The sequence below is a fragment of the Desulfobacter sp. genome, assembly GCA_028768525.1.
Taxonomy (GTDB): domain Bacteria; phylum Desulfobacterota; class Desulfobacteria; order Desulfobacterales; family Desulfobacteraceae; genus Desulfobacter.
On the sequence record CP054837.1, the window covers coordinates 735,933 to 747,406 of the forward strand.

The following is an 11,474-nucleotide window of genomic DNA, read 5'->3' on the forward strand; positions in this document are numbered from 1 at the left end:
TCTTAAAAGATTTCTATATCCGTGTCATTAGGCTTTGGAAATTGAAGCCGTGATTCCAAAGGCGGCATCCAATCCCGAACCGGGTTCAATCACCGGGGCGATAAGGTCGTTCACGTTCACGCCCTTGCCGGCCACATAGGGATTGTCATAGGTGTGTCCCAGGCCTTTTGCCATTCCGATGACACCCGGCATCATGCCTTCGTTGAGAAAGACTTTTACCTTTGCCTTGCCAACGGGGGTGGTGATCACGGCATCACCGCCGTCTTTGAGCCCCTTAGCTGTGGCCGGGTTGATTTCAACCACCACGTCCTTGCCGGCGATAACCTTGTCGGAAACGGTCTTCACCGCAAAGGGAGAGGATGCCCCTGTCAGGCGCATGTTGTCGATGGGCATCAGGATCAGTTTGCCGTCGCCCTGTGCCTGTACGGCGTCAGGCATGTCGGCCATATATGCGAAGTTGGTAGTGGGAATCCCTTCGGGGTTGCCTTCGGCAACCACGGCGTAACCCTCTTCGGACAGGGTTTCCCAGACGCTTTCTGCAATTGCCTCCAGGGCTTCCTCATAGGTTTCCCATTCAAAACTCTCGGCAATGGTGCCGCCCATGGCCTGGGCCAGTGCGATCAAAGCATCGCCCGGGTTTTTGGTATCAAAAACCGGGTTCACCATGGGGCGGGCCAATCCGACCACCTGTTTGGCAAGGCCGCCGCCGGAGGGTACATCTTCCATCCGTTCCAGGAAGGTGGAGGCCGGCAGAATCACATCGGCTTCCATGGCGGTTTCATCCAGGTAAGAGGAGAAGCTCACCACAAAGGGAACCTTTTTAAAGGCGTCTTTTACCCGCTTGGGATCCCTCAGGGCGTAGCAGGGATTGGCATTGTATACAAAAAGCGCATTGAGCAGCGGTGCATCGGAAGCGTTGATCTTTGTGACCAGTTCATCCAGGGATGCAGCCTGTTTGTCTTTTCCGGCGCCGGCTTCGGCAATCTCGTCCATGGCGGCTTCGGGGAAGGAAAGATAGCTCTCCTTGTCGAAAATAAACACACCGCCCTTTTTGTTCAGGCGACCGGTGAGGGCGTTAAGGGTCTGAACGGCGGCAAATTCCCGCAGGCTCTGTCCCTGGTCTCCCCTGCCCCGTCCGGGGATGGCCACGGCATTTTTGGCATTGGCAAATTCAACGGCCAGCTTTTCAATATCCGCGGCCTTGACGCCGGTGATGGCCTCAACATTCTCCGGGGAGTATTGTTTGGTTACATTGGCGGTGAACCGGTTCAGGCCGCCGGGATAAACACCCGGGGCAAAGAGGTTCTTGCTCAGCAGCACCGCGCAGATCCCCAGGGCCAGGTCCGCCTCTGTGCCGGGTTTGCAGGGAATCCACTTGTCGGCATTGGCAGCGGTATTGGAGAGCCGGGGCTCAATCTGGTAGAGTTTGCCATGGCGTTCTTTCCTGGAAGAATTGGCCTTGTAACAGGCCACTGGGGATCCCCAGCCTTCAAGGAGCCCAGCGCCGAAGCTCAGGACAAAATCGGAGTTTTCAAGGTCAAATCCCAGGGTTTTTCCGGCACCGTGCAGGGTCTGGGCCGTCAGTTCCAGGTTGGCATCCAGGCTGGGCATGGCAAATGCATTTGAGGAACCGAATGCATCCAGGAACCGCCTGAACATGCCGGTCATGGAACCTTGGGCGCCGCCGGTGATCAGCCCCAGGGTATCGGAACCGTTTTCACGGATCTCACCCAGCTTTCCGGCCACTGTGGAAATGGCCTCTTCCCAGGAAATGGGTTCAAAGCGTTTCCCGTTCTTGCGCAGGGGGGTTTTAACCCGGGCGGGATCATAGAGGTATTGCAGTCCGGCAATACCGTGGAGGCAGGCACCGCCGCCGGTGATGGGGCAGTTTTCGTCCCCTTCGATTTTCACGGGCCGCCCCTTGATTTTTCTAACACTGATGCCGCAGCTTCCGGGACAGAGGCTGCAGACTGAATTTTCATAGGTTATTTCACCGTCTTCGGGAACCGGGGTCCAGGGCCAGTTCTGGGTCCAGATGGAAGAATCATCTGTCAGCTTCACCCCCACAGGGGAAACCGCAATACCCGCAGCTGCGCCAAGTCCCAATCCCAAGAAGCTTCGTCTATCAATTTTCATAAGTCATCCTTTATAAAATTTGAAATTCTCGATCTTGAGGCGCCTTATTTGTGGCACTGGAAGCAGTAGCCTTTGTGGCCGTCCATTTCCACGTGACACTCTGCGCAGTCATCCATCTTCATCCGATCCCAGGAATTCTTTTTGATTCCCCAGATGTTCTTGCCCCAGATATCCCGGCTGTATCCGGTGATTCTGTTTTCTTCATAGGGTCTTGATGTGGTGGATTCGCCAATGTGGCCATGGCAGGTTATGCAGTCAATTTTACCTTTTGCATTCTCGCCCATGATATGGGCGGCATGTGAAAAGTAAACACAGTCCGGCTGTCTGGCATAGACCAACCAGGGAACTTCTTTTTCCTTTGCCACGTATTCCTCGCAGAAAACGGCTTCGTCTTCAGTCTCTCCCATGGGCTCGTCCGTATGGCATTCCATACAGGACTCCAGATTGGGGATACCTGAGAACGTACCGTCTTCCCTGAGGAAATGGCAGGATTCACAATCCCCTGCTTCCCCGGTGTGAAGGGCGTGGTCAAAATTAAACGGCTGCTCTTTTTTCGAGTAAAGCAGCTTGGGAAACAGCAGCCAGCCGGAAAGGAAGCAGATCAGAAACGCTCCCATAAAAAAAATGACGCCCAGCCCCAGGCCTTTGTCATCTTTCGGGTCACCGGCAGTGCATTCCCCTGCACCATCCATGGAACCATTTTCAGCTTTGTTTTCTATTTCGCTCATGAAAACTCCATCAATGTTAATAAGTTGATGTTACTATAACCTCTTTGACCGAACCCCCGTCCGGCCATATCTTTGTGCAGGCTGCAACCTTTTGCATACCCGCAATACGTCCAAGATACACGATTCGATCATCTATATTAATATCTTGATTTCTTGTCAAGAATAATTAAGGGCCGGTAAAGGGGTGAAACGCCCACAAAAAAAGGGAGAATCCGCTTTGGATCTCCCTTTTTTCCACCTGTGTTTTCCGGATGTTATGATTGCGTTTCAGTTGTCTATCCGTAACTGTGGAGCCCGGAAAGCAGATAATTTACCCCAAAATAAGTAAAAAGGACCGCCACAAACCCGAAAATGGAAACGATGGCCAGTTTTGCGCCGTGCCATCCGCGCATCAGCCGCAGATGAAGGAAAATGGCATAAACAAACCAGGTAATCAGGGACCAGGTCTCCTTGGGGTCCCAGGACCAGTATTTGCCCCAGGCGGAGTTGGCCCAGACCGAACCGGTGATAATACCGATGGTCAGAAAAAGGAATCCAAAAACGATCATCTGATAGGTCAGTTCATCGATCACATCCCAGTCCGGCAGCTTGGCAAAAATGGATTCCACATTGGGATTCTTGGGCTTGATGAAGTACATGAAGCTGAACCCAAAGGCCAGCCCGAATCCGGCATAGCCAAGGAAACAGGTGATGACATGGGCAATCAGCCAATTGGATTTCAGGGCCGGGATCAGGGGGCTGATCTTGGATGAAATGGAGGGGTCAAAGGAGGCATAGGCAATGGCCAGAAAAATCAGGGGAGAGACAAATACCCCGATAATACTCTCCTTGTATTTGAGCTCCACGAACACGTAAAGGGCCGCCACGGTCCAGGAGAAGAACACCAGGGACTCGTACATATTGGAAAACGGGGCATGGCCGTACCCCATCTGATAGGATTCCACCCACCTAAGGATAATGCCGCCGGTATTGGCCAGAAGCCCGATGACAATCACCCAGAACCCGAGCTTTGCCAGCACCTTTTTCTTAAAGGAGAATGAGCCGATATAAAATACCGATGCCAGGGCGTAAATAAATGTTGCCGCAGATAAAAGTAAAGAATGGTTCATTTGCCTTAACTTTCCTTTAATATATTTGCAAGTTTTTTGATTTTCAGGGTCATACCCTGGGCATTTCTATTGGATTTGCCGGAGATCCACACCCGGGGTCCGCCGCCGGCCCGGTTATCCTCAAGGCCGATACACACGGACTGGTGGGACATGAAAAAGGTCACCCAGCAGCCGATGATCATCAGCAGAAAGCCCGCATACACATACCATACCCCGGGGTCCTTGGTCACCTGGAGGCCGGTGTAATGGGCCTGGTCAAAGGACTTGACTACAACGGTGAACTGTCCTTTCCGCATCTTGTCAAAGGTGGGGAACTTGGTGGGCAGGGCAATCTGAACACTCTCCTTGCCCGTCACGGCCACCCGACCGAAAAAGGCATCGCCCAGATTGTGGCCCCTGAAATCGAAATGGGGAAGAAATCCTTCAAATTTAAAGGTCCCCTGTCCGCCGGGCAGTTCAACGCTGTCACCGGTTTTAATGGTGTAGACACCGCCCTTTTGGGTAAGGGTATCCGTGATTTCAAACACCGCCTCATTGGGGGACGCCGTTCCGTAGGAGGCCTGAAAAATATTAATCCCTTTATACCTTAAGGGATGGTTCACCCGGATATCCTTGGTAAAGCTCTCTTTGCCCCCTTCACTGATGGTCAGGTTGGAACGGAACTCCTCGGGCGCTCCGGTATCATAAAATTTCACATGAAAGTCATTGCATCTGATTGTAAACGGCAGCTTGATGGGCATCCGGGTTTTGGAATCAAATACCGTATCCGCAGACTGGCCTTCGTCCAGCCGGAGGCTGGCCTTGAACCCGAACACCGCCCCGATGAGGGCACCGGCCAGCAGAAGGAGAACACTGGCATGGACCACATAAACACCCAGCCGGGTCCACCGCCCTTTTTCCGCATAAAGCACTTTTCCCTCATTTGTCTCCACCTCAATCACCCGGCCCACCCGCTTGCTCAAAAAAGCCTTGCAGGCCGCTGACACTTCGGCGTTATCCTTTCCACCGCCATTGGACCATTCAATATTCTGCCTGTTTTTTGAGCCCGCAAACCGGTTGGGATTGACTGAAATTTTCTTTGGAAAAAGGATCTTCCAGGTTTTGGTAAGCCGTTCTATGGAGCAGACCACGATGTTGATACAAAGTAAAAGGAGTAATCCAAGATACCACCAGGCCTGGTACATATCATCAATGCCCAGCACCTTTATCAGGTTGTACCCCCCCTCGCCGTAAAGCTTGATATAGGCCTGGGGGCTGCCGTTCTGAAGCACAATGGTCCCGATGATGGATGTCACGGCCAGAACCACCAGCGTGTACACCGAAAGCTTCACCGATGCAAAGAACATCCAGACTTGATCTGAAAATGTGTTTTGTTTCTTCAAAATAATTCTTTCACCTGTTTACCGGTTAATTCCCATATGCCGGCGCAGCATCCCTTGGCGGGCCCTGCCCCAACCTGAAGAACACCCCTTGTTTGCAGCCGCTGCAAAAAGAGAAATTCAAAAAAACGGGCTATTTATACCATCAACACCCTTGGCGGGTAAATCGGTTTTGCAAAGATGATTAATTGGTAATCTTGGAATAAAAAGAAAAACAAACGGAAAAACAGACCGCTGAGGGATGCCCCCCGCGGTCTGTTTTTAAAGAACAAATATATAAGAACAAAGAAACAACCTGCCGGCGCTAGGCGATAATACCCCTGGCGGCATTGCGCGGTGTTGCCCCCTGCGCCCTTCGGCGGTCGCCGCCTTTTCGCCGGTCATGTCTGAATGAGAGATTAACAATAACCCCGTCTCTCACCCCTTTCCGCCGGTCCAGTTTTGCCTTGCGGCGGTCCTTTTTGAGTTTTCGCGATACCGTCTTCCGTTTCCCGGAAAACCCTTTGATCTCATGGGGAGAATTCAGGATCTCGTTTTTTACAGGTATAATTTTATAGTCAAAAACCATGATACACCACATATCCGAGTTAGACCATCTCTTTTCCTACAGCCTTACTAAGATATCGTCAATCGTGATGTATTCCTTTAATTTTTCTTATTGGCGTCTTCGATATACTGGTTAATCCTGAGAAAGGGCACATACAAAGCATCACTGGTTTCGATATGGTCCACCAGCCAGTCCCTGAGTTCAATAATAATATCCATGGTCAGATTATTGATATCCTCGGCAATCTCCCGCCTGAGGCTGATGGAATTTTTAATAAACTGGCGATGGGCCTTGGAATGGGGCTCAAGGTCCGGATATCCTTTTCTTTTCAGAATCCGTTCTTCTTTTGCAAAAAACATCTTGCTGTAATCATTGAGATCGGAAATCAAATTGGTCGCCGCCTTGGCATCCATCTTTTTTGCGGCCCGCATCTCAATGAGGTCGTTAAATTTATCAAAAAGCTCCTTCTGGTATTCGTCCAGTTCAGGAACATCCACACTGTATTTTTCATCCCATTGGATTTTTTCCGCCATGGGCTAATCTCCTTTATTTTTCTTCCCGGTTTTCCCCACCCACAAGGTCCCCAGCACTGCAATGGAAACCAGCACCGCCACAATCACGGCAAAGGTCAGTCCGTTGCTGCCGAACCTGGGGTAAATTACAAAGGGAACCAGGTATCCGTACAAAAACATATGAAAAATGCCGATACCGGCAATTCGTATTATGGCCCGTTTCAAGCCAACCGCTCCAGCAACCGTTCATGGATGTTGCCGAACCCTCCGTTGGACATGATCAGGACCAGATCACCAGAACTCAGTTCAGGCACCAGAAAATCCATGATCTGGTCCGGCGTATCAAAATGTCGGGCAGCAATCCCCCGGTCTCTGATATCTTCCGCCAGGCGGGCCGGTGAAAACCGCTGCTCTTCTGGTATATTCTTTTTCACCCCGGGCGTACAGATGCAGACCATGTCCGCCCCGTCAAAGGCCTTGGGGTACTCACTTTGAAAAATATTTCGCATGCTGGTGTTGGTCCGTGGCTCAAACACGGCCACCACCCGGCCCTCAGGGTAAAAGGGCTTAACTGCGGCAAGGGTTTCCCTTACCGCCGAAGGATGGTGGGCAAAATCATCCATCACCGTGATCCCTCTGCATAGGCCACGGATCTCCTGGCGCCGCTTAACCCCAGAGAAGGTATTCAGCCCCTGGACGATATCTTTTGGAGAAATCCCCAGCCGCCGGGCCGCCGCAATGCAGGCCGCAGCGTTCATCATATTATGCCGGCCCTGGAGGGGGGTATCCAGTTCAACGCTTGCGGCCGGGCCGTCGATACAGGCCAGTGTCCTGCCCCGGGCGGTTTCGTGGGCCGTAATTTTCCAGTCGCCGCCATCTCCGTAGGTTTCCGCCCGGGCTCCTGCCGTTGCCAGCACCCGGTTCAGGGTTTCATTCTCCGAACAGGCAATAATGTGACTGCTCTCCTTGATTTTGGCCGCCAGTTGCCCGAACTTTTCACAGATATGATCCAGGTCCCTGAAAATATCGGCATGGTCAAATTCAATACCCGTCATAATGGTGATATGGGGATCATAATGCATAAACTTGGGCTCTTTGTCAAAAAAAGCCGTATCATACTCATCCCCTTCGATCACCATATAATCGCCCCCACCGATTTTAAAGGAAGAATTGAAATCCTTTAAAATCCCCCCGATCATAAAAGAGGGGGAAAGCCCTGCGGTCTCCAGCAGATGGGCCATGATGGATGAGGTGGTGGTTTTGCCGTGGGTGCCCGTGACCAGGATAATCTTTTTGTCTCCGGCAATAAACCGGTTCACCGCCTGGGGCATGGACATATAGGGAATTTTCCGTTCCATCACCGCCTGGGCCTCGGGGTTGTCCCGGCTCACGGCATTGCCGATGATCACCAGGTCCGGCGGTGCCTCCGAACTGATATTGGACGGATCAAACCCGGAAAAAAGCCGGATCCCCTTTTCCGCCAGAAAATCGCTCATGGGCGGATAGACATTCTGGTCCGATCCGGTCACCTCGTAGCCCATCTCCTTTAAGATGCAGGCCAGGGTGCCCATTCCCGTACCGCAGGCGGCGGTGAGATGGATTCTTTTTATGCTATCCCCCATTAAAGCTCCGCCATCACCGCCCGGGCCGCCGCCACAGTCTCTTCGATATCGGCATCGGTATGGGCGGCAGAAATAAAGCAGGCTTCAAACTGTGAGGGCGCCAGGTAGATCCCCTTGGCCAGCATGCCCCTGTAGAATTTGGCAAACCGGTCCAGGTCGCAGGTTTTGGCATGGTCAAAGTTGTATACTTCCCGGTCCGTGAAAAAGAACCCGGCCATGGAACCGATGTGCCCGGCCTGCAGGGGGATACCGGCGGCATCGGCGGCTTCCTTGAGGCCGATGATCAATTTGTCTGCCCGCCGGTCCATTTCCTCGTATACGGCGTCATCCTTGAGGGCCGTCAGGGTGGCGATGCCGGCGGCCATGGCCAGGGGGTTTCCCGACAAGGTGCCGGCCTGGTAAATGGATCCCACAGGGGCTATCTGCGCCATGATCTCCCGCTTTCCGCCGTAGGCGCCCACAGGCAGCCCGCCGCCGATGACCTTGCCGAAACAGGTCAGGTCCGGCGTAATATTGAAATAGCCCTGGGCGCATCCCCTGCCCCCGACCCGGAATCCGGTCATGACCTCGTCAAAAATCAACAGGATGCCATGTTTTTCCGTCAGGGCCCTCAGGGTATCCAGAAATTCCTGCCTCGGCCGGACCATACCCATGTTGCCGGCAACCGGCTCCAGAATCACACAGGCGATCTGGTCGCCCTTTTCAGCCATGAGCGCCTCAAGCCCTTCAATATCGTTATAGGTCATGGACAGGGTGTTGCGGATCACATCCTCGGGCACCCCGGGGCTGCCGGGAATGCCCAATGTGGCAATGCCGGAACCGGCGGCCACCAGCAGGGTGTCGGCATGGCCGTGGTAGCACCCGTCGAATTTCACAATCAAATCCCGCCCCGTATACCCCCGGGCCAGACGGATGGCGCTCATGGTGGCCTCCGTCCCTGAATTGACCATCCTCACCATATCCACCGAGGGCACCATATCCACCACCAGCTGGGCCAGCTCCGTTTCCAGGGCCGTGGGCGCCCCAAAACTGGTCCCGGTCTCCAGCACCTGTTTCAGCGCATCAATGACCTTGGGGGGACGGTGGCCAAGGATCAGCGGCCCCCAGGAAAGGACATAGTCAATATAGGAATTCCCGTCCGCATCATATAGCCGGCTGCCCTCCCCTTTCTCAATGAAAACAGGTTCCCCGCCCACCGAGCCGCAGGCCCGAACAGGGGAGTTGACTCCGCCGGGAATCAGATGTTTAGCCGCTTCAAACAAATCCTTGGATGTTGTCAGTCCCATAATGAGTATTCCTTATATATATGGTAAAATTCAAGAGTGGTTTCCCAAAACACTGCAATATATCAAACTCGCCTTTGGGGGGTCAACCGCTTTATCTTTTAATCTCCCCGGAAAATATCAAAAAAAGCATTGACAACCCGTTCAATCACTGGTATCTTCCCCCACGTTGTTTTCGGGGGCCATTAGCTCAATTGGCAGAGCAACTGACTCTTAATCAGTAGGTCCAAGGTTCGACCCCTTGATGGCCCACCACTCGAATACTAAAGGCTTTCAGCAGTTTTGCTGAAAGCCTTTTTTGCTTTAGGGAGACCTTCCGTTTCAGCATATTAATTTTCTATAAAATTTCTGCCCCCTCGGCAAAAAAAATTGAGATTTCTACAGGCGTCTGGAATGATTTTTATGTCCGGACCATTTGGGCAGATTATCCTGAATTTCAATTACCCTTGCGCCATAGAAAATATGGCATGTTGGTTTAAATGAGTCCGGTACGTTGGCTGGATACCCGAAATCAAATAGTGATGGGAACGCAAGCCACATCCTGCGCCCTTCATCGGCAATGGGGGCACCACACCTGCTGCAGCTGATTTTGCAGGGTAAAATTCTCTCACGCCGGCCCTGCTCGCTATTGTAAAAAACCAGGTGCTTCAAACCGGCGGTAAATCTCACATGGCGTTTGTGGAAAATGGCAGCCCATTGCATAGGGGCACCATGTAATTTCTGGCAAGTCCGGCAATGGCAAATTTTCGCATCCACGGGATCAGCGCTCACCTCATAACGAACAGCTCCGCAAAAGCACGCGGCTTTGTATTTTGGATGAAACCCTGTATCTTCCGGTGAGGCATATTCTGGCCCGAATAATTTTTCCATTATCAATACTCCTGGAATTTAAAATAAGCACAGGGCATGATACCATCATTTGATGTTAGAATTCCTGGATAAAATTCCATACTCAGTTTTGATCGGCGAGGTGATTATTTCTCAGGGAGTGCCGCCTATCCATTTCTCAAAAACGCAATCGCCTGTTCTTTTTCTTCCTCTGGAAACCCTCTCATTTCTATGTCCTTAAGAAATTTACCCTCTATATCCACAAGCTTATGTATCCATTTTTTATGCGTGACAACGGCAATCCGGCTAAAATGGGAAAGCCCAAATTCGAGGAAGAACTTAAATTTTTCTATCAATGCATCAACCTCAGCCCCGCCAATACTCACCACTTCCTGATAGACTATTAACTTTTCATTTTTCTGGGCTTTTTCTTTGAAAGCAGCAAGTATTGTTTTCATTTCATCCTCTGTAACCTTGCCGTCTATTCGATACGCGATGGCATCCGCCATGCCAATATCTATCATCTCTATCATGGCACCCCTCCCCATTGATCATCGGCCAGTGCAGTGATATTTTTCTCCATACAAATGCTATTTTCCATGCCTTTGTACGGGCCATAGTTTTCAATTCTGCGGTAACCGGTTTTCTGGTATGTTGAGATTTGATTTTAATTGAAGATATCCTTACCCAGCCAAGACTTGCAAGGGGAAATTGAACGGATGATGAATCAGAAATCTGCACCTTTAGCAAATAATATCATTCACCTCTTATTTCTGGCGGACTATTGAAACGTTTTATCCAGGCCTTATTTTAATGGTGTAAATCTTCCCTAAATCAAATGGGGAAACAATGACGTTAATACGGGGGACGGCTGTTGATCATTCACCCCTTTCCTAAGCAGCGATACCCAAAGGAGGCAGATATGGAATTCCGTCCAGACAAAAAATATATCGTGGATTTAAACATCCTCAACACATACAACGCAAGAGGGTGTGAAGCCTGCCATCAAAAATTTAATTTAGGGGATACCGTCGTGCTGGCCTGCGGTCCGTGGACTGACTGTGCCAGGCTCATCCATGAAAAGGATGCCGTATTTGATCCCAAGACGGGGACCTATTTTGAGCGAAGATATTTCAGGGGATTAGGCTCAGGTTAATCCGGACATTCGCCGGTATCTAAATACCGAAATTTTTTGTAATTAAACAGATACCCGGCCTTTCGGTCATCACAAGTTTTTAAATACCGACGCCAGCCAATGGGCGGTCCTGATTGATGAACGCCTCTTTCTTGGCCCTGACATTCATCAGTCGCAGGAAGATCTTCCCCCACA

At 51.3% G+C, this 11,474-nt stretch carries 12 protein-coding genes and 1 tRNA gene; 2 read left to right on the forward strand and 11 right to left on the reverse strand.

All coding sequences use genetic code 11. The annotated features are described in order from the left end of the window. Nucleotides 1-27 precede the first annotated feature (27 nt). From HUN04_03265 to hemL, 9 genes are all read right to left on the reverse strand, one after another. Nucleotides 28-2,136 carry a molybdopterin-dependent oxidoreductase gene (locus tag HUN04_03265; GenBank protein ID WDP88806.1) on the reverse strand — a complete coding sequence of 703 codons (2,109 nt, stop codon included), beginning with the start codon at nucleotides 2,134-2,136 and terminating at the stop codon, nucleotides 28-30. 44 nt (nucleotides 2,137-2,180) lie between these two features. Beyond that, complete coding sequence (locus tag HUN04_03270) at nucleotides 2,181-2,864, reverse strand: cytochrome c3 family protein (GenBank protein WDP88807.1); 684 nt, start codon at nucleotides 2,862-2,864, stop codon at nucleotides 2,181-2,183. Between the two features lie 275 nt (nucleotides 2,865-3,139). Continuing rightward, on the reverse strand, nucleotides 3,140-3,973 hold the full coding sequence (gene ccsB, locus HUN04_03275; protein ID WDP88808.1) for a c-type cytochrome biogenesis protein CcsB: 834 nt from the start codon (nucleotides 3,971-3,973) through the stop codon (nucleotides 3,140-3,142). 5 nt (nucleotides 3,974-3,978) lie between these two features. Then, nucleotides 3,979-5,355 (reverse strand): cytochrome c biogenesis protein ResB, encoded by a 1,377-nt coding sequence (locus tag HUN04_03280; GenBank protein WDP88809.1) that lies wholly within the window; start codon nucleotides 5,353-5,355, stop codon nucleotides 3,979-3,981. A gap of 301 nt (nucleotides 5,356-5,656) precedes the next feature. Continuing rightward, a complete protein-coding gene (locus HUN04_03285; GenBank protein WDP88810.1) occupies nucleotides 5,657-5,920 on the reverse strand; it encodes a hypothetical protein in 264 nt (87 codons plus the stop codon). Nucleotides 5,921-5,997: 77 nt separating this feature from the next. Beyond that, on the reverse strand, nucleotides 5,998-6,432 hold the full coding sequence (locus HUN04_03290; protein ID WDP88811.1) for a hemerythrin family protein: 435 nt from the start codon (nucleotides 6,430-6,432) through the stop codon (nucleotides 5,998-6,000). A 3-nt stretch (nucleotides 6,433-6,435) separates the two neighbouring features. Beyond that, a complete protein-coding gene (locus HUN04_03295) occupies nucleotides 6,436-6,636 on the reverse strand; it encodes a hypothetical protein (GenBank protein WDP88812.1) in 201 nt (66 codons plus the stop codon). After that, nucleotides 6,633-8,033 carry a UDP-N-acetylmuramate:L-alanyl-gamma-D-glutamyl-meso-diaminopimelate ligase gene (mpl, locus tag HUN04_03300; protein ID WDP88813.1) on the reverse strand — a complete coding sequence of 467 codons (1,401 nt, stop codon included), beginning with the start codon at nucleotides 8,031-8,033 and terminating at the stop codon, nucleotides 6,633-6,635. The genes HUN04_03295 and mpl overlap by 4 nt, the downstream gene beginning before the upstream one ends. Next, nucleotides 8,033-9,319, reverse strand: a complete 1,287-nt coding sequence (hemL, locus tag HUN04_03305) for a glutamate-1-semialdehyde 2,1-aminomutase (GenBank protein WDP88814.1) — start codon at nucleotides 9,317-9,319, stop codon at nucleotides 8,033-8,035. Before hemL ends, mpl begins: the two co-directional genes overlap by 1 nt. Before the next feature lie 176 nt (nucleotides 9,320-9,495). On the opposite strand from hemL, the gene HUN04_03310 reads away from it, so the two are divergent. Next, nucleotides 9,496-9,571, forward strand: a tRNA-Lys gene (locus HUN04_03310). A gap of 123 nt (nucleotides 9,572-9,694) precedes the next feature. Here HUN04_03310 and HUN04_03315 read toward each other — a convergent pair. Together HUN04_03315 and HUN04_03320 are read right to left on the reverse strand one after the other, a co-directional pair. Beyond that, complete coding sequence (locus tag HUN04_03315; GenBank protein WDP88815.1) at nucleotides 9,695-10,186, reverse strand: GFA family protein; 492 nt, start codon at nucleotides 10,184-10,186, stop codon at nucleotides 9,695-9,697. Between the two features lie 125 nt (nucleotides 10,187-10,311). After that, the gene (locus HUN04_03320; GenBank protein ID WDP88816.1) at nucleotides 10,312-10,677 is read right to left on the reverse strand and encodes an STAS/SEC14 domain-containing protein; all 366 of its coding nucleotides are present in this window, start codon (nucleotides 10,675-10,677) and stop codon (nucleotides 10,312-10,314) included. Between the two features lie 389 nt (nucleotides 10,678-11,066). Here HUN04_03320 and HUN04_03325 point away from each other — a divergent pair, with 389 nt between their 5' ends. Next, the gene (locus HUN04_03325) at nucleotides 11,067-11,300 is read left to right on the forward strand and encodes a hypothetical protein (protein ID WDP88817.1); all 234 of its coding nucleotides are present in this window, start codon (nucleotides 11,067-11,069) and stop codon (nucleotides 11,298-11,300) included. The last annotated feature ends 174 nt before the right edge of the window (nucleotides 11,301-11,474 follow it).

Bases quoted from the DNA above. Each gene is read 5' to 3' on its own strand.
- HUN04_03315 (WDP88815.1), bottom strand. From the start codon at position 10,186: ATGGAAAAATTATTCGGGCCAGAATATGCCTCACCGGAAGATACAGGG.
- HUN04_03270 (WDP88807.1), bottom strand. From the start codon at position 2,864: ATGAGCGAAATAGAAAACAAAGCTGAAAATGGTTCCATGGATGGTGCA.
- HUN04_03325 (WDP88817.1), top strand. From the start codon at position 11,067: ATGGAATTCCGTCCAGACAAAAAATATATCGTGGATTTAAACATCCTC.
- mpl (WDP88813.1), bottom strand. From the start codon at position 8,033: ATGGGGGATAGCATAAAAAGAATCCATCTCACCGCCGCCTGCGGTACG.
- HUN04_03265 (WDP88806.1), bottom strand. From the start codon at position 2,136: ATGAAAATTGATAGACGAAGCTTCTTGGGATTGGGACTTGGCGCAGCT.
- ccsB (WDP88808.1), bottom strand. From the start codon at position 3,973: ATGAACCATTCTTTACTTTTATCTGCGGCAACATTTATTTACGCCCTG.
- HUN04_03320 (WDP88816.1), bottom strand. From the start codon at position 10,677: ATGATAGAGATGATAGATATTGGCATGGCGGATGCCATCGCGTATCGA.
- hemL (WDP88814.1), bottom strand. From the start codon at position 9,319: ATGGGACTGACAACATCCAAGGATTTGTTTGAAGCGGCTAAACATCTG.
- HUN04_03290 (WDP88811.1), bottom strand. From the start codon at position 6,432: ATGGCGGAAAAAATCCAATGGGATGAAAAATACAGTGTGGATGTTCCT.
- HUN04_03285 (WDP88810.1), bottom strand. From the start codon at position 5,920: ATGGTTTTTGACTATAAAATTATACCTGTAAAAAACGAGATCCTGAAT.